Here is a 25,445-nt window from a genome sequence, read left to right on the forward strand (position 1 = left end):
CAAGCGCGCACCGATGGCCAATGGATTTGCGCACTGACGCATTGCGGAATCACCACCCGAGGATGCCGCAATACTCACGCACATGGCTAGTCCTTTCTGGGCCAAGGCGCGGGGACAACCGTGACTTTTCGGATGCGCCTTCGGCCGAAAACGCTTCGACTTCAAGCGGCAAACAACGCTCTCCGAAAAGAATAAAGGGCGTGAGAGGTGACCGAACTTATGGCAAACTCGTCAAAATGTCGCGTTCGACGAATTTCTTGGTTTGTCTCGGCTATCCGCTACGCACGGCAATTGGCGTATTTGCCGTGTTCCCGAACCTAATCGGCGCCCTAGGCCAAACAGCGTGTTGGTGGCCACCGACTATCGCGCTCGCCCTTCTGCTCGTCGCCACGACCCTATTCGGAGAATCGTTCGTGATGATGACGTGGTCTCTAGAAGCGTCCAGCATTTTCCGGACGATCACCGGAAAGGAGAAAGGCGGCAATATGAAAACAAGGGAGTTTTATAAGCCGCATATCGCATTTCAAGGATGGAAGCTAGGCAACGACATTGGCCTTGAGTACCCTTTGCGCGATTACCCGCATCGACGCACCTGGAACGTCTGCGCAATCGCATCTTTGGTCGCTATGGCTGTCGCGACACTAGCTGCGGCTTACGGCCTAGGGGGAACATCGTTGACGGATGTCTTGCTCACGTGGCTAGCAGTTCTCCCGCCCATAGTTATATTCCTCGGTGCGGCCATCGCCACAACCGCCGCCTGCCCATGGCGTCCGTCCAGCGAAACGCGCAACTCAATGAGAATCGTCGGCTTAGTCTCCTGCGGAATTCTCCTGGTGGTAACAATGGGGCTAACCTTTTGCTATCTAGAAAGCAAAGCGGGCATATTCCTAATACTAGTCGCTGCGTCCAACATCTACGCCCTCATCTATCTTTGGTTCTCCAGCACTAACTACGCTGAAATGAATGCGAACTTCGCTGCAATAGCCATACAGGGACTGATCGGCAGCAAAACGGCAGAATCAATAAAGAGAGAAAGGGAGAGCAAGGAGCAGAAACCAACGAGCGACGACAAACAATCTAGAGCTTAAGGAGGACATCCTATGCCAAAGCCGGATCAATCGTTTTATCTAGCGCATTTCACGAAAGATGCGATAGCCGCCGACCCGCAACACAGCAATCCAGAATGCGCTTCTGCACTGGATCGGCTTGTGAGCATTCTTCAGGATCGCACAATACGAGCGAACACTATTCCGTGGACCAATAGGCCGTTAGATTGAGAGAAGACCCCCAGACCGACCACTTCCAACTCCCAACTGCGGGGATTCAGTGGCTTCTCCTCAATAGAGTTTCCTCCACCTGGAGGCATCAGGGGTCTGTGCCTTGCTTGCCTTCGTTGGCCCAAAATGAATATACCACTTATCTTTGAGCCAGAAAATAACTTCATCATTCTTCATTACGGCAAACGAGATCGCCGGCAAAATGCCGAACGCCACGATGCCGCCGAACGGGACAACCCGTCGCCCCAAAACGCTCGGATCTAGGAGAGATGCAACATTAGCCATAGATCAGAGGAAGGAACCGGATAACATACGTCGCGAACCGTAAAAAGAGGCTATCTAAAATAACCTGATGGCGCAGGAGTAAGACCCGTCCTGACCGTATACGACGCAAATCTATGCTGCAAATCCGTAACATAAGGTGAGGTTATGCGTCCAATTTTTTCATAGCGCACCTTTGTATTCCCTTCTTCGACCTCTATCACATTTCGTTCTGCCTCCTGCTCAACGATCAGACTCCTCAAATCGAAATCAATATACCCTTCTCCTGCAACAAAGAGAACGACGCACTGATTCGATCTGGAAATGACCGCGCCATTTTCCAGATACGGCGGTCGCGATAATCGCTTAATATGCCTCGAAAAATTCCTAGAGAGCCTCCCCGCTTCAAGCATTCCGACAATTTCGTTCTGATCGAAAGACTTTTCATCATGCGCAAAATGGAGCGCCTTATCTTTCACCACAGGATAAGGGACGATAAGCTGCTCGTACTTTCCCGGCTTTCCCTTCAACAGGAACAAATCAGGATTATCGTTTCGCGCTAAATCACATTGTGCCCTTATGTTCACCAAATACTCGTCCTCGCCTTCTTTCCTCCCTCTATACAAATCTCCGGTGGCAAAATGCGATGCAGCATCCTCCAAAGGCAGCTCAACGAATCGCTCGCCCTCTAAGATCTTCTCAACAAACTGATTGGATATCTCCCCTTCTTCTTTATAGCGCCGATCGCACTCATCCTTCAACCAAGTCAAATCAACAACAGAATACGGGAAGCGATTCATGAAGCAACGATTCATGATTTCAGTAAATTCGTGGGCACTTGGACCATACTCTGAATCATTATCTTTTTGCGCCAGCCGCCAAAGATCAATCGCCCAATCGTTATCAATCTTGCTCATATCAGCCAACATGCGTCGTCGTGCCCCAATTGCGCCCTTCAGCCACTGCCTGTAAACAAACAAAGCAGGCCACCGATTGCACCAATCGCCCAATAATGTATCGATTTTTTCAACTGTTAGATCATTTGACTTAGATACGACGTAGGGATCAGAGATGGGCGGATTGGCCTCCATCAATTCTTTTTCTGCATCTCCCTTTGCAGTAAGTACGAAAACGGGAATAAACATCTCACGCGCCTCGCATAAAAAGTGGGCCATCCGATCCGCCCGAAGGCTTTCGATCTGCCGTCCCTGATATCTTGCTTCAACAGGATCGAACGTCATCGCATCGAGGTCTTCTTCCAAATCCTCGTCCCCATCCGCAGTAGAACCTCCTCCACTATCGAAGAGGTAGTCACAAATAACAAAAGCTACATCATATAACGCCTCTAAGCTCTCCACGGAAGGTTCATTAACGTTGCAAGCAACGTAATATCCTGCTTTTTCCAGAGAGTTCTTGACCTGGTGAATCGCTGAGTCCGCCCTGTTAACTTCATCGTCGAATATTACAACGGTACCCTTGAAGAGAGACAGGAATTCGTAATGCTTGCTTGCATGATTCGGTAGGACAGTTTCCCGCTCATCCACTTGACTATTCATGGCATCCTCCAGAAAAATCAATCAGAAAATTTGCACCGGGGAGAATCTTCTCTTCAGCGTCCGTAATCAAATCTATTGTAAAATTATATCTATCCAAAAGCTGTCGTGCAATATAGAGACCAAGTCCTCGCCCTTCTTCTCCTTTGCCCGAATAAAAGTCTTCGAATATATATGGCTCATCGCTTTTCAACACCCCAGGACCATTGTCTGCGAAGACAATTCGCGCTCGAGCCGAATCCACCACAACGAGAATCTTGCGTGTCCTTCGAGTTGTTTTTAACCAGTACACGGAGTTATCAAACAAGTTGATAAACACTTGCAGAAGTACCGCATCTGTTGTCTTAGCAATGAGGCTGGCCTTCTCAGGCACTATCTCCCACGAAATATTATTTCTAGCCATCAGCTCTGAATAAATTGAGCCAACCTCAGCAATAACAACAGAAACATCGAGATCACGCGCTCTTCTTTTAGCGGAAGGGAACAGGAGCTGAATATCACCAAGAGAGTTATTTACAAACAAAAGCTCACCATGTATTTTTTTGAAAAACAGCTTAAGATCGCGCAATGGCGGTAGTCCCGACTCCTTCAGCCTCTCTCGCATGCTTTTCACTTGCTCAAGCACACGACTAAGAACCTGCTTCAGATCATGGGAGGCTGTTTCCACCGCTAGCCCAACCGCTGCAAGATTCTCGACTTTTTCGATGCGCTTAATATATTGATCAATATCGTTTCGATAGCTTCTTTCGACAAACGAAATCTTTTTCTCGAGAGCTGGATCGTCGATTGATAAAGCATACTCTCGAAGGTCTTTCATCAAAGCTAATGGTTTCCCAGCCTCAAGTTCAGCCTTTTTTGCTCGGGCCTGCTTCCCATCAAGATAATGCTGCATTGGGTTTCTCTGTATCCAGAATAGAATAATCTTAATTATAAGTTTAAACTCTTGAAAATCAGACGAATCCTCTATGAGTCCCTCACGATTCGTCTTGTCAATTAGATGACGGTTGTCACTATGCGATATATACACACACCCAATCATTTGATCGTTGCTTGGAAATGCACTCGCCTTGATAGTCCCTCTATACACATCTATCCCTAGCCAGTCATCTTCCTTGTCACCGTAGGGAAGAACACGGATACCATCTCGGTACAAATAGATTCGATGCTCCTTAATGCGCGCCTTTTCATTCTTGTCCAAATAGTACTTGGCACCATCGTTCGGTTTTGCGTTGAAGTCGAATAGGTAGAACTCAAAGTTGAAATTACCGCAACTTAGATCCTCAACGCGCTTTCCCGTTTCTTTCCAATACGCCTCGACAAACTTGTAACCATTCAGGCGCTCGTCCGTCAAATCAATGATTTCTGAAAGACCATTCAATTTGAAAGTAACACGACTCGAAGCCTCGTCAAAATGACCATCAGTTACGCGGTAAACCGCCTTATTCTCAATTAAATCCAGTAACTCGGTTTGGCTCCGCTCGAAATCGCTCACAATGCGACCGTCTTTCAAAAAGACGATCTGAAAATCCGTCTGTTTTCGTCGCGAGAAGATAGGCATCAAGCTGTTCACCTTTCGCCAGGCCCTTTGAACCTTGCTTGCGCTCCAATCGTTTTCCAATGCAGAAATGCTGAGTCGTGTGCCATATGGTTTACGACGCTTTTCCCCGAACGGATCCTGCCTTTCCGAAGAGATCGTTACGGGCGGCTCGATCTCCGTGCAAGTCACTTCCAACTCATCGAGAAACACTGCACCATCGGTCTCTAGATTCCCTAAAAACTCGTTGCCATATTGCGAAAAACCATAGTATAGCTCCCTCTCCCCCTTCTCTCCTTGACCCGTAATACGTCCGACTTCGTCTCTTTGCGCACTACGAGTGACAAGTTTTATTTCTTTTCCTAGCTTAAACGCAGAAAATCTTCCAATCCCTTTTTCTCCCTGGAGTATTCGCCCCTTTGGAGTATAGGGGTTTTCTCTTTTGCGCTTATACTTTTCCGGAGTAGCAGGATTAAGCCAGTGATTCTCCACAACTTCCCTTGTCATTCCATAACCATCATCCTCGATCACGATCTCCGAGTTATCCATAACTTCAAAATTCGGTCCAAAGTTGTTGAATTCCACCGCAACCCACTCAGCATCTGCGTCATAGGAGTTTTTGATCAGTTCCGAAAGCGCAACACTTTCATCCTTTATCAGCTGATCGCCAAGCATCGTCAACAAGCGAGCATACGGTCTGATTTTGAGAGCCTGTGCTTCCATTGTGCACCTCACAAGAACGAAGACGGACACTATCGACGTAGGGATACCTAGTTATCCGAGTTGACAACTTCGTTTATAATAACTTAAAGCTATTTTATCACTCAAAAGAGGTTCAACTTGGCAAACATACACCCATTTCCAGCACGTATGGCGTCAGATCTTGCATCCGCCCATCTGAAGCAAATAGCAAGTTCGGCCGAAGATCGCGCTTTAACTATTGTCGACCCCATGTGCGGCTCAGGCACAGTGATAAGAGAATCCGTCAATCTCGGTTTTAACGCACTTGGTTTTGACATGGATCCACTTGCTGTTCTGATGAGCAGGGTCTCCACGAACTCATACGATTCAACCGTCCTGATGAGTACCGCCAAGACGATTGAATCGATGGCAAGAAAAATAGTCGACGTCCCCGTTCTCTGGGATGACGAGGAAACACAGGAGTTTGCTGAATTCTGGTTCGGAGAAAAACAACGCGAACAACTGTCACGCCTTTCGATAATTATCTCAGAAATGGAGCCATCCAACATCAAAGACGCTCTGGGATTAGCCTTAAGCCGCCTAATTGATACCAAGTCGCCCAAAGCTTCTTTAGCATCTGACACATCTCACAGTAGACCACATCGCACGATTTCCCCCGAAGACAATGATTACAATGTATACGATGGCTTTTTATCTTCCGTTAAAAGGATCGCTAAATTGCTCGATCATCCGAGATACCCCGGAAGCGCCAAAGTTAAACTGGGCGACGCACGCAAGCTAAACATACCGGACGGTTCTGTTGACGCCGTTATCACATCTCCACCCTACCTCAATGCAATTGATTACCTGCGCGGCCATCGTCTTTCATTGATATGGCTTGGCTATTCGATTCCTGAGCTTCGTGCAATACGCTCAGACAGCATTGGGGCCAATCGCGCCATTTCTGCCTCTGCAGACGAAAGAGTATTGCATTTAGTCGAATGCATAAAACAAGATGAAGAGAACATCTCAGACATTAGCTTGTTGCCAATAAAAATGCTCCAGCGATATGCATATGACCTGCTTGCATTCTCGTCGGAGATAAAAAGAATCTGCAAGGCTGGAGCATCTGTGGTGATTGTTATCGGTAACTCATCAATAAAAGGCAACTTCATTCGCAACGATCTCCTCATGGAGAAGGCGCTGGAAGCACACGGAGTCCGTCTTCACGAAAGAGCGACGCGTGAGATACCGGACAGTAGTCGTTATCTTCCTATTCGCACATCCAACCAAGACTCATCACTTCATCGACGAATGAGAGAGGAAGTTGTTCTGCTCGCCTATGTTTAGCACAACAGACCAAGGGGTTCTGAGAAATTTGCAGAATCATAGCTTTGATACTCTTTAGCGGGCAGTATCACTTGGCTTCTCCCCGCCTTCGATCTAAAACTGGAAGTAAATAAACGGGTTGTACGAGCTGGAGACCACCGACATGCAGCTCAGCACGAAGACGGCCAGAAGAGCCACGTCGGCGAGCACGTTCACGGCGCTCACGGCGCGGGCGCGGCCGGCGGGCACGGGGCCCTCGCAAACCACCTGGCAGGGCGGCACGGTGGTGTTGCCCTTCTGCGGGGCGGCGACGATGGCGCGATGCGAGTCGCCCTCGGCCCAGGCCTGGATCTTCTTGCGCAGCCACGGCGCCCAGGGCAGCGACCCCACGATGAAGACGGGCACGAGGCTCACGTAGCTCCACGACTGCAGCTCCCAGAGCGTGGAGGTGCCCAGCCACCCGTAGGCGCCGAACATGGCGCAGAACCACTCCCCCACATTCGTCAGCCCCGTCACGGCGAACAGGAGCCATCCGAAGAAGAACAGCACAATGCACCAGATGTGGCTCACGAACCGCGGCAAGCGGTCGAGCACCTTCATGACGAAGAACTTCTCCAACAGAATGAGCACGCCCCAGTACAGGCCCCACAGAAGGAAGTTCCACGCGGCGCCGTGCCAAATGCCCGTCAGACCCCACACGATCATGGTGTTCAGCACGAAGCGCGGTGTGCTCACGCGGTTGCCGCCGAGAGGGATGTACACGTAGTCGCGGAAGAAGCCGCCGAGCGACATGTGCCAGCGGCGCCAGAACTCCGTGGCCGACTTGGACGTGTAGGGGTAGTTGAAGTTGCGCGGGTATTCGAAGCCCATCATCTTGCCCAGGCCGATGGCCATGTCCGAGTAACCGGAGAAGTCGAAGTAAATCTGGAAGGTGTAGGCGGCCACGCCCGAGAAGCAGCCGATAAAGCCGATCTCGGCCGCCTCGCGGGGCAAAAGCGAGTCGGCCAGGACGCCGGCGGTGTTGGCGAGCAGCACCTTCTTGCCCAGGCCCACGCAGAACAGCCGCAGGCCCTGGGCGAAGCCCTCCAGCGTCGCACGGCGGTTGTCAATCTCGTGCTCGATGTCGGCGTAGCGCACGATGGGGCCGGCCACCAGCTGCGGGAACATGGCGATGTACATGCCGAGGTACAGCGGGTTCTTCTGCACCTTCACCTCGCCACGGTAGACGTCCACCACATAGGTGATGGCCTGCAGGGTGAAGAACGAGATGCCGATGGGCAGCGCCAGATTCAGCTCGGCGATGAACTCCTCGCCGATGGCGCGGTTGATGTTCTCGGCCAGAAAGCCCTGGTACTTGTAGAACCCGAGCACGAGCAGATTGACCGCGAGCGCCGCCACGAGCCAGAAGCGCTTCGGCGCTGTCTTGCCCTCGCCGCACTTGCCTATGATGAAGGCAAACAGCCAGTTGAAGCAGATGGAGACCACCATGAGCCACACGTACACCGGCTCGCCCCAGGCGTAGAACAGAAGCGAGAACAGCAGCAGAACCACGTTCTTCGCCGGCCGCCACGGCATGGCAAAGTACACCGCCAGAAACAGCGGCAAGAACGCGAACAGGAATATCGTGCTGGAAAAGACCACGGGTAAACTCCTCAACCTCGTAAAAGTCTGCAAGCCATTAGGGTATCACCGTCATTCGAAGAACCGCGGATTCCTCTCGCAGAAGGTGCTGAAATTGCCAGGGTCGCCGACGAAGAGCACGGTGTCGGCCCCGCTTTCCCGCAAAAGTTCTCCCAGGCTCTGGTCGGTTTCCGCCGTGGCCTGAAGCGAGTTGACGCACGCCACCTCCGCGAACCCCGTAGCCAGCGGGCGCAAAAGCGCGAAACCGAACGAGTCGCACACCAGAAGCGCCCGGCCCTCTCCCGTTCCCTTCGCCGTCGCGAACGAGTTGTAGAACAAGTCGTAGAAGCGCCAGTGCTTGTTCTGCACGTCGGCACTCGCGTAAAGCGCGTGCTCGTTGCCGCCTTCCGCGGTATCACCCTTGGAAAGCTCGACGTCCGCGAAGTCGTAGGCGAGCTCGGTGGGCTCGTCAGTCACCAAACACAGCGAATTGCGCGCATAGGCGCCGGAGTACAGCGGCCCTTCCACTGGTGCTACCTCCGTCGGAAGATGGGTTTTGCCAAGAGCATCGGCGATCTGGTTGTAGGCGTTCGCCGCCCCCAGGGCCCGCCAATGGTGATCGCTCCGGAAGAACTGCTCGTAATAGGCATCAAGGTCGTCTATTTCCGAATGCAGCACCTCAACGGCGTCACCATCCAGGGCATCGGCTACAAACGCGGCGCTATCCGTTGCTGTGTACGCCGCGCCGAGGTAGGCGCGCGCCGGGTTGGGAGTCGCCGCCTCCGACCGGGCAACAAAGTACGAGACAAACTTAACGCCCTCGTGCGTCCGCGTGGCGCCATCGAGCCCCTCGACGAAAGAGGCCAGCCCCGCATCCGAGGCCGGATCGACCGTCCGAGGCCACTTGCACACGGCCTTCTGTGCCGGAATGTACAAGTGATCGGCGCCGAAGGACGTCGGGTAGCACTCCCAGCCCCACAGCCCGTTGGAAAGGGCAATCGCCCCTCGCTGCCATGTGGCGTTGGTCAGCAGCGCCGTCGCCTTCATGGGAATGTAGTTGCCGATCTCCTTCTCGGCATTCTGATGAATGCTCTTCAGAAGCGATCGCAGGCCCGTGACGCTCGAGAAATCCGTCTTCTGAACACCGCCCGACAAATAGGTGGCGTCCTCACTCGTCAGCCAACCAGGGAGTTCGACGCCAATCCTCTCGACGGCGAACAAAATCGTCGGCCCCGCCAGCATGAGGCAGAGAACAGCGGTGAATAAAGCGCCCCTCAGCCTGCAGGCACCGTTTCGGATGACACCCGCCTTCGCCCGATCAGCTCGCATGCTTCGTCTCCGTCCCGCCCATGGGCGTCGTGTAGGCGTCGTCGATCTTGTACAGGCGCATATCCCCCTCGGAGAGCACGGGAGTAAAGCCAGGCGTATCGTCGTCAACCGAGGCGATGCCGACCCACTGGGCCTCCTTGTAGCCGCCATGGCGGCCGGGCTGCTTCTCCACGTTGCCCTTGTCCAGCTGCAGAACGTAGCGAATGCCCGTGTTGCGCACGGCTCGCTGGACGTCCTCATTCGTCGCCAGCTCGTTCAAATGCTCGCGGATGAGCGCACTGTCGGCGCTCTCGCCATCATCGCCGAACCCGCGCAGGCTCTTGTAGTAAACGGGCATGCCGTCGGGACCGAACAGGTACACGCTCCCGTCGAAGGGCTCGTTGGCGATGAGCCCCGTATCGCCAACGATGGCCTGGACCTCTTCGGCGAACTCGTGCTCCTCCCAGCTGAGATGCCGGAACGCATGGGGGTTGTACAGATAGGAGACCCGATGGCTGAAGCTGCCGAAGGCTGTGTCCCACTCATGATCGCCCACGTTGATGGTCGGGCAGAAGACAACCGCCATCGCAACGGCCGCGGCAACGCTCGGCCACACAAAGCGGGCCGCCTTCCTCGAGGCTCCCCGTCGAACGGCAAAGCGCCTGACAGCGCCGAGTGTCCCATCGAAGCCGTACACGAACAACGGCATGCCGGCCAGCGCCACCATAGCCGCTATGCGGTACTGGTCGCTGTACCAAAAGCCCGTGAGCAGATTATCCCAAAAACCGTCCGTGGCCGCGCAGAAGAAATACATCACCAGACACAACCCGTAGCCAACCGTAAGCCAGAGGTAGCGCCGATGGCGAAGCGTCCTCGCAATGCCCGCGAACACAAGCAGCGCCACCACCGGCTGCACCGGATGTTTCATCAGCCCCAGCAGCACTGCATCGAACAAAGTGCGCTTCACGCTGGAGATGCTCGGCCAGTTATTGTGAACCACGGCGTACAGCGCCGGAAGGTTGAACGCGAATACCCACAACGCGCAGATGAGGACGGCCGCGACGAGGGCGAAGGCAATGCGCCAGCCCGCAACGCCCCCAGCCGTCCGTCGCCAGCGCAGGGGCAATCGACTCGCCTCCCACACGCAGTAGGGGGCGAGCAAAACACCCACGGTAAAGACGACGTTGGGCTGCATGACCGCGCCGGAGAAAAGCCCAGCCGCAAAAAACGCCGCTACCGCAATCCGTTTCATCCGGCCCACGGGCTTCTCAGAGCACAGCAGCAGGAAGAGCGCCACGCAGCCGGGCACCAGAGCGAACGAGGCGAGGTTGGGGTACAGAGGCCCATAGACAAGCATTCCCCAAGGATAGGCCTCGAAGGCGACGCATCCCAAAGCCCCGATCAGCAGCTTGCGACGATCGGCGCCGAACAGCTGGAAGACAAGAGCGCAGATCCCCATGGGAGCGACCACGAAGGAAAACGCGCAGTTCATGGCATTGATGGCCACGGGGATGGATCCGCCTGCCGCAGGAACCACCATAGCTGTCAGCATATGCCACATCTCTGGATAAAACGAAGTAGTCGGCGCAAAGGGTCGCGCCACATCCTCCATGGCAGAATAGTAGCCGACCTTCCCAATGGGATCCATCATGCCCGAGTCCAACGCCCCGCGAATCGTCCCCAAGTGGGACACGTTGTCGAAAGCCTGCATAAAGGCATCAGCCCCGTCCATGGGCTTGAGGAAGAGAACCGTGGCGGCCACGAGGGGAACGACAAGGTAAGCAGCAACGATCGGAAGCCAGAACCAGCGGGCATGGGCCTTGCCTCGGGGCAATTTGGGACGTACGGCATGGGCGGCGCGCAAGCGACCCCTGTGGGCAACGCAAGAGCAGGCAAAGGCCACGGCGGCAATGAGCAGCCAACCGCCGCAGATGGTCAGAGCGCTCGTCGCCACCTCGATGCGCTCATACACAAGGCAGAGAGCGGCATACCCCGCCACGGAGATCCCGGGCGCAAAACCGACGCACTGCAGCGGGGCGAAACGGGCGGCCCTGGCGAACAACAGGCCAGGGACGAACAGCAGGAGGACGGCCAGGGCAAAAGCGAGCGAGAACGACAGCCACATGCTAGCGGCCGCCCTTCGCCGCAGAGCGCTTCAACAGCCGCTTCGCCCGCCGCAGAGCCTTGCGGGGAGCAGCTTTCCAAGAGCGCCGACGGTATTTCCCGGGATCGTAGATGCGGAGGAACTCCTCGTACTCTCCCTTGTTGTAGTAGTACGCCTCGTCATGAGCGGGAACTCCCAGGGCGTCGAACCACTCGTCGGCCAAGCGCTGCGTCAGAAGCGTTCGCGTCGGCTCGGCCAGCGTGCGCACGTTCCACAGCGCCGCATGGACGCAGTAGTTGAGATAGTCCCGCTCGAACCGCTCGTACAAGTCCCACGCGCGCAGCTGGCCGCCCAATGCGCAAAGCGCCTCGTAGAAGCAGCCCCAGCTCTTCTCGCGCGTCACCGATAGGGAACCGACATCTTTGCGATGATGCACCAGCACGTCCTCGATGATGCCGATGCGCTCGGCGCGAACTACGGCGCTGAACACGAAGAGCATGTCGTTGGTCGTGCGGATCTCCTGGAAGCGGAGCCCGTACTCGCGCACGAAGCTCGCGCGGATGAGCTTGTCCCACGACCAGCCGACGAACAATTTGAAGATGTCGCGCGGAACATCTGTCCCGGCAAACGGGCGGGGTTCGGGCAGCAGATCCTCATGAATAGTCCACGGAATGGACTTGCGCTCGCCGGTAGCCGGATACAGTTCGTCGGAACGGAACACGAGCACATCGAGATCATCGGCGCGAGCTGCGTTCAGCGCGCACTCGAGCATATTCGGCTCGAAGAAATCGTCGATGTCGAGAATGGACAGGTACTCCCCCCGCGCAACATCGAGCCCGGCATTCCGGGCAGAACCGGCACCTCCGTTGGCCTTGGAAACCACGACGATCCGATCGTCCTCCTCCGCCAACGCGTTCAAAAGGTCGCCCGTGCCGTCGGTGGATCCGTCGTCCACGCAGATGACCTCGATATCGCGAAGCGTCTGGTCGAGAAGCGACCGCAGCGCCTCCTCCGCGTAGGCGGCCGCGTTGTAAATGGGCAGGATGACCGACACGCTCGGGCACCCTGCTGCCCTTGTCGCCTCGGCCATACTACTTGAGCACCTTCCGCGCCCACACGCGCGCCGACTCGATGGCCTCCTTGCGACGGGCCTTCTTGTTTCGACGAGCGATATAGCGCTTGGCAAAGGCCTGCGGATTCGCGAAAATCGCCTGCAGATCGTTCCACTGCTTCTCGCTGAACACCGCCTGATCCAGCTCGCCCGCATCGCGCGCCCGCAGGAAGTCCTCGCGGATGCGCTCGCAATACTCGGGGATGAACGACGAATCGATGCGAGAGAGCGTGAAGGTGTAGTTGCCGAACCGCTTCAACCAGAACATGGCCTTGAAGCGCTCCCACACATCGGCATCCTTCCGCAGCAGATCCTCGATGTAGTCGTATTCCACGTTCATGCAATAGACTTTGCCGGTGTCCTTCACCGAAGAGTTGGGGTTGTCCCGGCGATTGCGGTAGTAGGGCCTGTTCACGATCATGGCGCGGCGGCCGTAAACGAACGTCTGCATCCAGAAGCCGTTGTCCTGGAACGACGCGCCCGGCGTCTCGTGGTGGCGGATGCTGTGCTCTTCCAGAAACTGGCGCCGATAGATGCCGCTCCACGTGTTCATGATGAAGCGGAGCGCCTCGGGCTCTTGGCTCGGATCGAACACTTTGTTGTACCAGGTGTCGGTCTTGTCCAGATGGTTGTACTTCAACTCCATGTCGCCGTTCTCCTCCCGCGTGAAGCGGTAGAAGTCGGCCTTCACGAAATCAAGATCGTGCTCGGAAGCGATGGCGTAAAGATCCTCGTACATGGTCAGCGCAATGAAGTCGTCGGGCTCCACAATGCCGATGTACTCGCCCGTCGCGCGGTCGAGACCTCGGTTCATGCCCTTTCCGTAACCGCCGTTGGGGCCATCGAGCACGACGATGCGGCTGTCTCGGGTGGCGTATTCGTTGATAATGGCGAGCGAGCCGTCCGTCGATCCATCGTTCACGCAGATGATCTCAATGTCTTTGAGTGTCTGGCGGCAAATGGAATCGAGGCACTCGCGAAGATAGGGCTCCACGTTGTATGTGGGCACGATGATGCTGACTTTAGGCTGACCCATGAAATTGCTCCGAAGCTTTCTTTCTAATCGCGCTTGAACAGATCGCGCGTGAACACCTTGTCCTCCACGTCGGCCAAGTCCTCGCTCCAGCGGTTGGCGAGGATGACGTCGCAGTCGCGCTTGAAGGCATCCAGGTCGTGGGTGATCTCGCTGCCGTAGAACTCCTCGGCATCCAGCGTCGGCTCGAACACCACCACGGGCACGCCGCGGGACTTGATGCGCTTCATGATGCCCTGGATGGAGCTGGCGCGGAAGTTGTCCGAGCCCGTCTTCATGGTGAGGCGGTAGACGCCCACCTTGGGCTGCGCGACGCCCTGGTACACGAGCCGCGTCACGCGGTCGAGCACCTCGTCGGCGATGTAGTCCTTGCGGGTGCGGTTGGCCTCCACGATGGCCTCGATGAGGTTCTGGGGCACCTCGTCGTAGTTGGCGAGCAGCTGCTTGGTGTCCTTGGGCAGGCAGTAGCCGCCGTAGCCGAACGACGGGTTGTTGTAGTGTCCGCCGATGCGCGGGTCCAGCCCCACGCCCTCGATGATCTGGGAGGCGTCCAGCCCGCGAACGCAGGCGTAGGTGTCCAGCTCGTTGAAGTAGGCGACGCGCAAGGCCAGGTAGGTGTTGGCGAACAGCTTCACCGCCTCGGCCTCGGTGGCGCGCATGATGAGCACCGGCGTCTCCGCGTCAAGCGATCCCTCAGCCAGAAGAGCCGCGAAGGTCTCGGCGGCGCCCGTCAGCTCCTCGGCGTAGGGCGACTCGCTCGGCACGCCGACGATGATGCGGGAGGGATGCAGGTTGTCGTAGAGCGCGTGCCCCTCGCGGAGGAACTCGGGGCTGAAGAGGAACTTGCCCTGCGGGTAGCGCTCGGTGATGTCCTTCGTGTAGCCCACGGGCACGGTGGACTTGACGACCATGACGGCCTCAGGGTTCACCTCGAGCACCAGCTCGATCACCTGCTCCACGAAGCTCGTGTCGAAGAAGTTCTTGTCGGAGTCGTAGTTGGTGGGCGTGGCGATGACGACGAGCTCCGCCTGTTTGTAGGCCTCCGCGCCGTCGAGGGTGGCGGTGAGGTCCAGCTCGTGATTCGCGAGGTAGTCCTCGATCTCGGCGTCCGCGATGGGCGAAAGGCCCCGGTTGATGAGGTCGACCTTCTCGGGAACGACGTCCACGGCGGTCACATGGTTGTGCTGGGACAGCAGGACGGCCAGGGAAAGCCCCACGTAGCCGGTGCCGGCAACGGCGATGTTCAAGGTGAGCTCCTATCGTCTCGGGTTTATCCGCAAAAGTATAGCACTAGGAGGCGCGGCCTCGAAGCGCATCGATTTCCTCTAGCAACTCATCGCATTTCGTCTTGCCGGCGAGCTGCTGCGCGTAGGTCTCGTGCATGAGCACCATGAGCGCCTGTTCCACGCCGTCGTCTTTGAGCGCCTTGAAGAACGCGCGCTGCCAGGGCGAGCGCACGGTCAGCTCGTTAAGCCCCAGCTCCTTCATGCCGCGCTCGCGCAAGTACGTCGCCGTTGTCTTGAAACCTTCATAGGAAGTCATGTTGCGAAACATGTAGGTGATGCTCGTCGCGGCGCGGTTCGCGAAGCTGATACGCGGCAGCACATGGCGCCGCTCCAGCTCGCGGCGGGTAGCGACCCACGTTTTCACGGGGTCGAGGGCCGCAGCCTCCAGCGTGTTGGTGAGCGCCGTGCCCTGATTGCGCCGATACGTGACGAGATCCTCCTCGACCACCGTGATGGCCCGCGCCGTGCACAGGGCGCACACGGCGAACTCCACGTCGTTGTTGCTGCGGCTCGCCGCGTACCGCAATCCCTCTTCCACCACGAACGATCGGCGGAACATCTTGTTCCACACCACCATCGTGGTGAAGGTGAGTATGTGCAGAGGGATAGTACCGCGGTTGAAGGGCCGTTTAGCGGGTACCTGCTTCTTCACGAGGTACATAGGCCCGTGAAGAATCTTCCCCGTATCCTGGAACAGCTGGCGAGCGCCGCAGACGCAGATATCGGCGCCGTCGGCCTCGCACTGGCGGTACATCTTCTCGAGCGCCGTCGCATCGAAATAGTCATCGGAATCCCAGAAGACCAGGTAGTCGCCCCGGGCGATCTCGATGCCCTTGTTGCGTGCCACCCCGGCGTACTGGTTTTTCTGGGTGACCACGACGAAACGGGAGTCGGCGGCCACATACTCGTAAAGGACGTCCAGCGACCCGTCGGTAGAGCCGTCATCCACGCAAATGATCTCGATGCGCTCAAGCGTTTGCGCAGCAATGGAATCGAGGCACTCCCGCAGATGTTTCTTGGCGTTGTACACCGGCACGACGACGCTCACTAAAGGCCGCGCCTCCACCGCACCCTCGCGCTTCGACTCGGCCAGAACCTCCGGGCCGAACACGGCCTCGATGATGCGGTCGGTGGCGTGCCCATCGCAAGCGCTCATGAACTTCTGCTTGAAGGCGATCACGGCCTGCCGATCGAAACGCTCCTCCAGATCAGCGATGTAGTCGACGACTCCCTGAGTGTCTTCGACGACCGGGCCCGGCGTCAGCTCGTCGTAATCGTAGTAGAACCCGCGCCAATCATCGTAGTCGGCTCGGTCGGGGGCGAGAAAAACCATGGGGCGCTCGAACAGCGCGAACTCGAAGACGAGCGACGAGTAGTCGGAGATGCAGACATCCGCACAGCAGAGCAGCTCATCGATAGGCAGCTCTTCTGACACATCGAAGGCGAACTCGCGGCATTCAGCGGGAATGGAGGGACGCTTCTTGACGAAGGGATGGTGCTTCACCACGAGAACGTAGTCGTCGGACAAGGCGCGCTCCATAGCCGACACATCCAGATACTCGGGCGCCGAGGCCTGGGCCACCTGCCCCCGGAAGGTCGGCGCGTACAGGATGATCTTCTTGGCCGCTGCCTGGGGCACAACCCTCTCGAGGCGTTGCCGGCTGCGAGCGCGAAACTCGTCGTCGAAGAACACGTCGGTGCGGCTCACGCCCGTCGGGCTCACGACGCCCTCGTTCGCAAGATCCATGGCCTCTTCGTAAGCCCACACTACCTCCGGGCTGCTCACCGTTACAAGCGAGAGGTTGCGATAGTAGGGATGGCGCCGAATCTCCTCGCGCGTCGCCCCGAACTTGAGGTCGGCGGTGCTCATCCCCCACTTCTTGAAGGCACCGCACCCGTGCCACAACTGCACGACCGTCGTCTCCGGCCGCAGCGGCACGCAGCTCACCAGACTGGAGGCGTCGTTGAGCACGACATATTGCGCCGTGGCCATCGCGCGGACGAAGCGGACGCAGTTTCTAAAGTACGCGCGAAACCCGCGGCCCTCCCCCAGCGTCATCAGCCGCAGCTGCAGGCCGGGCACGCGAGCGAGCCGGTCATAGAGCACTTTGAAGTTGTCGGAAAGGCCGCCCTCCTTGTTGTCCAGGAAGATGACCGTGCCCGACGCAACCGGCTCCTTGGCAGCCTTGCGGTAAAGATGAGGGTAGTACCACGAGAAGAGGGCCCCTCGGGCCGCTCGCCTTCCCAAGCTTCTGACGGCCGCTTTGAGGCGCTTGAGCATAAGGGCCTTCTCCTTCCGAGCCCAGATCGGGCGCTTACATATCCCACTTTATGACGGTTTTGCCCATGGGCTTGCGAATGTCCGTCTCGAAGGCGGCGGACAGATCCGCCACCTGACGGGCACCCACGACATCGCCGACGAGCGCACCGAGGTAATCGACGACCTCGGGGTGCTCGCGGTAGAGCGCGACGGTCCTCTCGAAATCCTCGCGCCCGCTGCGACTGCTGCCGAACAGGCGAAGACCCTTCTCCAGCACCATGCGCGTGTTGATGGGCACGTTGTTCTCGGATACGCCGAGCAGTGACACGGTCCCCTCGGGGTTGATGCGGTCGATAATCTGCTCGATGGCGGCAACGGATCCTTCGCCGCCGGCGCATTCGAAAGCGTGGTCGACGAGCTCCACTTCGGTCACGTCGTCGACCAGATGCGTCTCATCGGCGAAGGTGAAGTCGTGCAGCTTCGACTCATTGCGGCCGAACACGACGATCTGCGCATCAGGGAATCTCATATGCAGGAGGAGTGAGACGATATAGCCCATGTTGCCGTCGCCCCATACGCCGATGCGGCTGCGGCGCCCATGGGCGATTTCATCGAAACGCGAGATGGCATGGGTGGCCACGCTCACGAGTTCCGTGAAGGCTGCCACTTCCGGGTCGATGCCCGACGGCAGGAGCACCACGCGCTCGGGCGGCAGCACCATAGCCTCCTGCATGAAGCCGTCGAAGCCGCTGCCGCAAAATCGGCTTGTGCGCAGGTAGTTCTCGGCAATGAACTCATCCTGTTCCACCGGAGCGTTGGGTAGCATCACCACGCGATCGCCCGGGCGGAAAGTGCCAGTGCCGTCGCTGACCACCCGACCGATACCCTCATGGATAAGCGCCATGGGCAGCTTCCGGTCGAGCACGGCCCTGTCGCGCGTTCCCTGGTAGTAGCGCTGATCGGCGTTGCAAATGGAGAGGTGCGTAGGGCGCACCACGACCTTGCCCGCCGTATCCTGCGACACGACCACCGGCTCGAAAGTCCGCGGCGCCACCAGCCGATAGACGGTGTTTAGCATCGCTCGGCCCCCAGCAGCGCCTCAGCGATGCGCAAGTCCTGCGGGTAGGTGATCTTCATGTTCTCAACATCGCCGCGCACGAGGGCCACCGGCTTGCCGCGCAGAACGAAGGCCTTGCAGGCGTCCGTGAGAATGGCACGCTCCTCTCCCGTGAGCGACTCGAGCGTTCGCTTCAGCTCGGCCATGTTGAAGCTCTGCGGCGTCTGCCCCTGATAGAGGACACTGCGATTGGGGATGGCCGAGATGGTCGCGCCGTCAACGCTCTCGACGATGGTATCCGTGGCGGGGATGACCGTATCGCATGCTCCGTGCTCGCGAGCCGCGGCCACGTTCTCCTCGATGATGCGCAGGGAGACGAAGGGGCGCACCGCGTCATGGGTCACGATAATGGACGCCTCATCGGCGCCGCATTCCTTTTCGAGATGGGCGATGGCGTTCATGATGGTGTCGTTGCGCTCGGCCCCACCGGCGATGACCTCAACCTGGTCGACATACTGCGGGCAGTGCTTCGCCACGATGTCCCGCGTCTGCTTCACCCACGTCGCCGGAGTAAGCACCAGCACCTTATCGAAGCATCCGGCCGCGCAGAACTTCTCCAGCGTGTGCACGAGAATGGGCTTATCCCCCAGAAAGAAGAACTGCTTCGGCTTATCGGGGTTCCCCATCCGAACCCCCGACCCTCCGGCAAGAATAGCAGCAAACTGCATGGACGCTCCTTTTTTGGTTGATGCAAGGCAATGGCTTCCCGTCATTCTAGCACCCTTTGCCCTTAGCAAAGCCCGCTTGCATCCCAGCCTACGTTTTGCGCATATGCGCGGCGCTGTCGGAGAGGAATGCGAGGGTCGTGGTACCATAAACCCTTGATTCGAAGATGTACGAAAGGATTCAGCGGTGCGCAAGATCGCCATCGGCATAGCAACCCTTCTTCTGGCGGCGCTCTATGCGCTCTGCCGGTTGCTGCTGCAACAACAGCGCATCGTTTGTATTAGTCGGCAGAGCGATAGCGCGCCGGTCGACTTTCGGCTCATTAAGGAGTATTGCGAGCGACGCGATCCGCCGTGGGGCGTGGTGATCCTCGCCAAGCAGCTGCGCAATCCGGCGGCCTACCTGATCGAAATGATCCGCCAGGTCTACTACATCGCGACGAGCCGCGCCGTGGTGTTGGACTCCTACTGCATCGTCGTCGGGCTTCTGCACGACCGCATTCGCGTGCCCGTCATTCAAATATGGCATTCCCTGGGCAACATGAAGCGGTTCGGCTACACCGCCTTCGGCACCGAGGAGGGGCATTCCGAAGCGACGGCGCGTCTGATGCACATGCACGAGGGCTACGACGCCATCGCCACCTCGTCCCTCAGCTTCGCCGACGAGTTCGCCGCCGCATTTAACGCCGCTCCGGCCAAGCTCTTCGAGGCGCCCCTCCCCCGAGTCGATCTCTTGCTGAACGAACAGCACCGCGCCCGCCAGCGAGAGGCCATCCTTACCGCCTATCCGCAGCTGCGCGGTCGCGAAACCATCGTCTACTGCCCCACTTTCCGCAAGCAGCCAGCCGCCAACGAAGCCGAGGCCGCGGCAGCGCTCATCGGTGCTGTCGACTTCGACCGCTTCAACTTCGTCTACAAGCCCCATCCCGTGAGCAAGCAGGTCATCGACGACCAGCGCGTCGTCACCATCCCCGGCGGCCAATTCGATGCCCTGTTCGTGGCCGACGTCATCATCAGCGACTACTCCACCGTCATCTACGAGGCCGGCTTGCTGGACATCCCCGTCTACTTGTACGCCTACGATTGGGATACCTACCGCGAGAAGCGCGGTCTCACCATCGATTTCGAAAACGACGTCCCGACCTTGTTCACGGGTGACCCCCGCGCCATCATGGAAGCCATCGAGAGCGACGCCTTCGATCACGACGCCTTCCAAGCCTTCGTGCGACGCAACATCGCTCTACCGCCCCGCGGCACCTGCACCGAGCAGCTTTGCGAGCGCATACTCGCCCTGGCCGAGAAGCCGGCCCACTAGGGAGAAGAGCCATGTGGGCAAGTCTCTTCCTTTGCGCCGCCGTCATCGTATTTGCGCTGTACCTTCCGGGCTACCTCCTCCTTCACGGAGTCGGACTTCCCCGCACGCTTTCTTTGGGAGCGGCGCCCCTCGTAAGCGTCACGGGCTTTTGCTTGATCGCCATAGTCTTGGGATTTGCCTCCGTTCCATGCGGATGGCCGAACGTGTTTCTCCCCGTGCTTGCGGCGGGCGTTCTGGTCTTCGGCATCTCGTGGCAACGATGTCCGAAGCCCGCTGCTCCCGACCGCAAGCAACTCGCACTCGCAGCCTTCTATCTCACCGTCGGCGCCCTCGTCTGTCTGTACGTGTTCGTGAAACCGCTCGACAGCCCCGAGTCGTTCTACTGCCGCTTCGACGACCAGACCCATTACAACCTCGCACGACACTTCATCGACACCGGCGACTGGTCAGCGCTGCACCACAGCGACGGCGCTACCTCCCACATCGCTTCGTCTAGCTACTATCCTTCCGCTTGGCACCTTATGGCCGCCCTCGCCTTCTCCCTCACCGGCATCGATCTCCCCATCATCTTCAACGCCCTGAACGCGGCGCTGGCCGGCCTCACCTACCCGTTAAGCTCCCTGGCGCTCATGACGGCGCTCTTCCCCCGACGCCGCTCAGTCGTCGCCGCCGGCGCCGTCGCCACCATGGCCTTCGCCTGCTTCCCCTGGGTTCTTCTGCTGAAAGGACAGCTCCTCGCCAATCTCATCAGCTTCTCCCTCGTTCCCGCGGCCTTGGCGCTCGTCATGCGTCCCTTCGACGAGGGAGGCCTCAAGCATTGGATGGGCATCGTCGCCGCCAGCATTTTGACCGTGACGTTTTTCGGTCTCGCCCATCCCAACGGGCTGTTCACCGCCCTGGTGTTCCTCGCCCCATTCCTCATCCACAAGGCTGCCGAGGCCGCACGCCGCAGTCCGCGCCTCGCCCCGAGCAATCCCTTCCGACGCGCGCCGCTCGTATGGCTTACCGGCGCGGTGCTGTGCTACGCTATCTGGCAGCTCATGCTCTATGCCCCGCCGCTTCAGCAAGTGGTTCTCTACGACAACACCGGCAACTTGAACCTCTCCTGGCCCGAGAGCTTCTATGCCGCCGCCGCGTTCTCGCTCTACCCCGAGCAGCCTCCGCAGTGGATCCTCGCCGCCGTCTGCGTTATCGGCGTCGTGGCGCTGGTGCGCCGCCGCCGGGTGTGGCTCGCGTTGCCCGGCACCTACATGCTGCTCGTATACGCCGCCCGCCGGTGCGTGGATGCAGGCTACACGCTGCGAACCTTCCTCGCCGGCTTCTGGTACAGCGACCCCTACCGCATCCTCTGCTGCGCCGAGATCTTCCTCGTGCCCGTGGCCGCCGCGGGCCTTGCCGCCATCGCCGGCTTCGCAGCGAGAAAGGCGCGACGCCTCTCGCCGAAGCCTGCATTGGTGCTTGTGCTGGCGGCGTTCTCGCTGGTCAACTTCTTCCCCGTCTTCGTTGCATCCCCCGAACACGACCTCCCCCGCGACGTGGAGGAGTCGCACTTCGTGCCAACCGTCGGCACGGCCTTCGGCTATTTCCATCTGCTCTTCGAAGAGGGCTACGATATGTCAGAAGAACAGATATACAGCGCCGACGAGGAAGCCTTCGTGCGCAGGGCGATGGAGATGATTCCGCCGGACGCCCTCGTCATCAACGATCCCCACGACGGCAGCGCCTTCGCCTACGGGTTAAACGGGCTGAACACCTACTACCGCCACATCGACCTGGGCACCGAAACCGAGGCAAGTCCCCTCATCCGCGAGCACCTCGCCGAACTTGCCGCCGACCCGGAGGTGGCCCGAGCCGTCCAGGATGCCGGCGCCGCCTATGTTCTGCAGCTCGACCACAACGTTCCCTTCGAGGACGGCGTCTGGCTCATCCAGACCAACGAGGACAATCGGAAGGACTTCGCCGGCATCGAAGCCGTAGATGGCGGCACCCCTGGCTTCGAGGTGATCATGGAAGAGGGCGATATGCGCCTGTACCGGATCGTACCGCCAAATCAGTAGTTGCTCTCGTAGTAGTCCACGGCCTCCTGAATGGGGCCGTCGAACTTCATCGTGCCCTTGTCCAGCACAATGCCGCGCGTGCAGAACTCCTGCGCCGCCGAGGAGGCGTGGGTCACGAAGATGACCGTCACGTTCTCGTCCTCCATGATCTCGCGCACGCGGGCAAAGCACTTCTCCTGGAACTGCTTGTCGCCCACCGAGAGCGCCTCGTCCACCACGAGGATCTCCGGATCGCTGGAAACCGCGAAGGCAAAACCCAGGCGGGCCTTCATGCCCGAGGAGTAGGTACGTACCGGCTGATCGATGTACACGCCAAGGTCGGCGAACTCAATCACCTTGGGCTCGAGGGCGGCGATCTCCTCGTTCTCCAAGCCGAGCGCATGGCCGCGCAGATAGATATTCTCGCGCCCCGTCAGCTGCGAATCGAAGCCGGCCGTCAGCTCCAGCAGAGCGCTCACGGCGCCGTTGACGGTCACCGTACCCTTGGTGGGGAACGTCACGCCCGTGATCATCTTCAGCGCCGTCGACTTCCCCGCGCCATTGTGCCCGAGAAACGCCACCGCCTCGCCTTTGCGTATCTCGAAGGTAAGGTCGTTGCTGGCGTTCACCTTAGTGATGAGCTTGCGCTTGTCGCGACTGCTGAACACGCTGAAGAAACGCTGCCGATCGTTCTCGTACAGCTTGTACGTCTTCGTGACATGATCGAATTTGATGGCAACAGGAGCCTGAGGATCCACCGAGCTAGAGGACATCGGCCACCTCCTCGTGAGTGCGGCGGTAGATGATCGCCGTGGCAATGGCGGTCACGACGAAGACGATGACAAACCCGATGATCGCCTCGGGCTTGTCCCAAATCCACATCTTGTCGTACACCGCGCAGCGATACATGGTGACGATGAAGGTGATCGGGTTGAACATGAGAATGAGCTCGATGGCGGGAATCCCCAGATTGAACACGTTGAAGATAATACCCGACAGCCAGAACAGCGGCGTAGAGAGCGTCTTCAGCAAGTTCATGAAGTCCTTGCTGATGGCCGAAAGCAAGCTCGTCATGAGGGAGAACATGTCAAAGAAGACGAACATGAGCACCATGGCCACCGGCAGCTGCAAAAGATACAGGTCAAGCGGCTGACCGCAGATGAAGTGTATCGCGAGCAGCGCCACCACAAGGCCGATCTGAATGACGAAATTCGAGATGCTGTAGATGGTCGGAATGCCCGCCAGGGGGAATTTTATCTTCGTGACCAGATACGAGTAACGGCTGAACACGTTGACGCCCTGGCCGATCATGTCCTGGATATAGAACCACGGAATGAGACCGCCCACCAGCCAGAGAACGTACGGCACGTCCGACCCCGTCTGATCCGCGCTCTTCAGGCCAACACCCAAGGCGAACCAGAACACTAGGATGTACACCGCCGGCTTCGCAAAGAACCACAGGGGGCCAAGCACCGCGCCCGCCGACGTTTTCTTCAGATCGAACAGCCCCAGGCTCAAGATCTGCTTGCGCCATTGCCACTGTTCCTTGAGTATCTCCGAGAGCGTGCCCACGATCCTCGTTTCTCGCGACCAATATCGGCAAGGGCTTATTCTACCACTGCTTCGCCGCCATCACATTACCCATATGCGATTCATCGACCGCAGGGAGCCGTGGCGTGGGACTGCACTCGGGTGGGAGGGGTCGAGGCAGCGGCAGTTTTTTGCGAGACGCGCGGTTTCTTCCTCGGCGACTGGCCAGCTTTACCGATCAGACGCGCACTCGATCGTTCGCCCCGCCGGCCGCGGGGCGCCCTACCGCCCGTGCTTGCCGTACCAGCGGGGCTTATCCTCCTGGCGGGTGTGACGGCCGTGGTAGTGGTGGCGCAGCACCTGGTCGAAGATGCCGATCTTCCAGAGGATGAAGAACGATCCCACGAGCATGACGGCCATCATGGCCCACACGGCCACGCCGTGGGTGGTGGACATGACCCAGGCTCCCATGCCGAGCAGCGTCGTCCACGCGTACACGATGACCACGGACTTGCGCACGCCGTAGCCCTTGCGCAGAAGCATGTGGTGCAAATGCTTGCGGTCGGCCTGCTGGATGGGCTTGTGGTGGTACACGCGCCGCACAATGGCCGCCGCCGTGTCGGCGATGGGAATGGCCGCGATCACCACGGGCACCGCCAGCACGATGAGGGTCGGCGAGCGCATGACGCCCATGAGCGAGATGACGCCGATCATGGCCCCCAGCATGAGCGAGCCGGAATCGCCCATGAAGATGCTCGCTGGAGCGAAGTTGTAGCGCAGAAAGGCCAGGGCGGCACCGAGGAGCACGATGGACAGCATGGCCGTCTCCTCCAGTCCCCGCCCGAAGGCGATGAGGAACAGGAAGAAAGACGCGATGGCCGCAATGCCGGCAGCCAGGCCGTCCAGGCCGTCGATGAGGTTGATGACGTTCATGAAGCACACGAGGTAGAGCACCGTGAGCGGATAGGCGAGCCAGCCGAACTGGATGAAGCCCGCCCCCAGGGGATTGGCGATGCTCGACAGCAGAAGCCCCGAGGCCGCGATGATCGACGCACCGATCACCTGGCCCAGCAGCTTCATCTTAGGGGGCAGCGAGTACACGTCGTCCAGAGCGCCCACCAGCACCACCACCAGAAGACCGGCCATGACGCCGACGTGGTTGATGGTGCCGTGGGTAGGATGCACGTAGAAGCCGGCCCAGCCGAAGAGGAACTCGCCGGCCACCTCCACCAAAAGCGCCACGGCAATACCGCAGGCCATGGCGATGCCGCCCATCCGCGGCACCGGGCGCTTATTCACCCGGCGCGCGTTCGGATAGTCAACGGCGTCCAAACGCAGTGCGAGCCTTCTTGCCAACGGGACGCAGAGGTACGTCACGGCGAAGGCAATCAGGCCCAGCACCAGAAAATGTCGCAGTGTTACTCC

General features: G+C 58.5%; 18 protein-coding genes. 4 read left to right on the top strand and 14 right to left on the bottom strand.

Annotated elements, in window-relative coordinates:
* The first annotated feature begins 413 nt into the window (after window positions 1–413).
* Window positions 414–1,088, top strand: coding sequence for a hypothetical protein (locus AAK988_RS00005; RefSeq protein WP_369873408.1), 675 nt, complete (start codon window positions 414–416; stop codon window positions 1,086–1,088).
* Window positions 1,089–1,612: 524 nt separating this feature from the next.
* On the opposite strand, the gene AAK988_RS00010 is transcribed toward AAK988_RS00005, so the two are convergent.
* Both AAK988_RS00010 and AAK988_RS00015 read right to left on the bottom strand, forming a co-directional pair.
* Window positions 1,613–3,094: a hypothetical protein gene (locus tag AAK988_RS00010; RefSeq protein WP_369873407.1), complete on the bottom strand. Its 1,482-nt coding sequence runs from the start codon at window positions 3,092–3,094 to the stop codon at window positions 1,613–1,615.
* Window positions 3,087–5,348 (bottom strand): sensor histidine kinase, encoded by a 2,262-nt coding sequence (locus tag AAK988_RS00015; protein ID WP_369873406.1) that lies wholly within the window; start codon window positions 5,346–5,348, stop codon window positions 3,087–3,089. Before AAK988_RS00015 ends, AAK988_RS00010 begins: the two co-directional genes overlap by 8 nt.
* Window positions 5,349–5,465: 117 nt before the next feature.
* On the opposite strand from AAK988_RS00015, the gene AAK988_RS00020 reads away from it, so the two are divergent.
* A complete protein-coding gene (locus AAK988_RS00020; protein ID WP_369873405.1) occupies window positions 5,466–6,656 on the top strand; it encodes a TRM11 family methyltransferase in 1,191 nt (396 codons plus the stop codon).
* 93 nt (window positions 6,657–6,749) lie between these two features.
* Here AAK988_RS00020 and AAK988_RS00025 read toward each other — a convergent pair whose 3' ends face one another.
* The 9 genes from AAK988_RS00025 to AAK988_RS00065 are packed head-to-tail and all read right to left on the bottom strand — an operon-like array spanning window position 6,750 to window position 19,142.
* A complete protein-coding gene (locus AAK988_RS00025) occupies window positions 6,750–8,276 on the bottom strand; it encodes an MBOAT family O-acyltransferase (protein WP_369873404.1) in 1,527 nt (508 codons plus the stop codon).
* A 51-nt stretch (window positions 8,277–8,327) separates the two neighbouring features.
* Window positions 8,328–9,584 (bottom strand): alginate O-acetyltransferase AlgX-related protein, encoded by a 1,257-nt coding sequence (locus tag AAK988_RS00030; protein WP_369873403.1) that lies wholly within the window; start codon window positions 9,582–9,584, stop codon window positions 8,328–8,330.
* Entirely contained in the window at window positions 9,574–11,688 is a 2,115-nt protein-coding gene (locus AAK988_RS00035; protein ID WP_369873402.1) for a DUF6541 family protein, read from the bottom strand. Before AAK988_RS00035 ends, AAK988_RS00030 begins: the two co-directional genes overlap by 11 nt.
* 1 nt (window position 11,689) lies before the next feature.
* Window positions 11,690–12,757, bottom strand: a complete 1,068-nt coding sequence (locus AAK988_RS00040) for a glycosyltransferase (RefSeq protein WP_369873401.1) — start codon at window positions 12,755–12,757, stop codon at window positions 11,690–11,692.
* 1 nt (window position 12,758) lies between these two features.
* Window positions 12,759–13,814, bottom strand: a complete 1,056-nt coding sequence (locus tag AAK988_RS00045) for a glycosyltransferase family 2 protein (RefSeq protein WP_369873400.1) — start codon at window positions 13,812–13,814, stop codon at window positions 12,759–12,761.
* A gap of 23 nt (window positions 13,815–13,837) precedes the next feature.
* Entirely contained in the window at window positions 13,838–15,058 is a 1,221-nt protein-coding gene (locus tag AAK988_RS00050; protein ID WP_369873399.1) for a nucleotide sugar dehydrogenase, read from the bottom strand.
* 43 nt (window positions 15,059–15,101) lie between these two features.
* Window positions 15,102–17,378: a CDP-glycerol glycerophosphotransferase family protein gene (locus AAK988_RS00055; protein ID WP_369873398.1), complete on the bottom strand. Its 2,277-nt coding sequence runs from the start codon at window positions 17,376–17,378 to the stop codon at window positions 15,102–15,104.
* 34 nt (window positions 17,379–17,412) lie between these two features.
* Window positions 17,413–18,435 (bottom strand): alcohol dehydrogenase catalytic domain-containing protein, encoded by a 1,023-nt coding sequence (locus AAK988_RS00060; protein ID WP_369873397.1) that lies wholly within the window; start codon window positions 18,433–18,435, stop codon window positions 17,413–17,415.
* The gene (locus AAK988_RS00065) at window positions 18,429–19,142 is read right to left on the bottom strand and encodes an IspD/TarI family cytidylyltransferase (protein WP_369873395.1); all 714 of its coding nucleotides are present in this window, start codon (window positions 19,140–19,142) and stop codon (window positions 18,429–18,431) included. Before AAK988_RS00065 ends, AAK988_RS00060 begins: the two co-directional genes overlap by 7 nt.
* Window positions 19,143–19,326: 184 nt before the next feature.
* On the opposite strand from AAK988_RS00065, the gene AAK988_RS00070 reads away from it, so the two are divergent.
* Both AAK988_RS00070 and AAK988_RS00075 read left to right on the top strand, forming a co-directional pair.
* A complete protein-coding gene (locus AAK988_RS00070; protein ID WP_369873394.1) occupies window positions 19,327–20,454 on the top strand; it encodes a CDP-glycerol glycerophosphotransferase family protein in 1,128 nt (375 codons plus the stop codon).
* 11 nt (window positions 20,455–20,465) lie between these two features.
* Window positions 20,466–22,511: a DUF6541 family protein gene (locus tag AAK988_RS00075; RefSeq protein WP_369873393.1), complete on the top strand. Its 2,046-nt coding sequence runs from the start codon at window positions 20,466–20,468 to the stop codon at window positions 22,509–22,511.
* Here the strand turns inward: AAK988_RS00075 and AAK988_RS00080 are convergent.
* From AAK988_RS00080 to AAK988_RS00090, 3 genes are all read right to left on the bottom strand, one after another.
* Complete coding sequence (locus AAK988_RS00080) at window positions 22,505–23,263, bottom strand: ABC transporter ATP-binding protein (RefSeq protein ID WP_369873392.1); 759 nt, start codon at window positions 23,261–23,263, stop codon at window positions 22,505–22,507. The two genes, AAK988_RS00075 and AAK988_RS00080, sit on opposite strands and share 7 nt — an antisense overlap.
* Window positions 23,253–24,062: an ABC transporter permease gene (locus AAK988_RS00085; protein WP_331881798.1), complete on the bottom strand. Its 810-nt coding sequence runs from the start codon at window positions 24,060–24,062 to the stop codon at window positions 23,253–23,255. The genes AAK988_RS00080 and AAK988_RS00085 overlap by 11 nt, the downstream gene beginning before the upstream one ends.
* 240 nt (window positions 24,063–24,302) lie before the next feature.
* Window positions 24,303–25,319: an MraY family glycosyltransferase gene (locus AAK988_RS00090; RefSeq protein ID WP_369880237.1), complete on the bottom strand. Its 1,017-nt coding sequence runs from the start codon at window positions 25,317–25,319 to the stop codon at window positions 24,303–24,305.
* Window positions 25,320–25,445: the final 126 nt, after the last annotated feature.

Source organism: Adlercreutzia muris, from assembly GCF_041223505.1.
Taxonomy (GTDB): domain Bacteria; phylum Actinomycetota; class Coriobacteriia; order Coriobacteriales; family Eggerthellaceae; genus Adlercreutzia; species Adlercreutzia muris.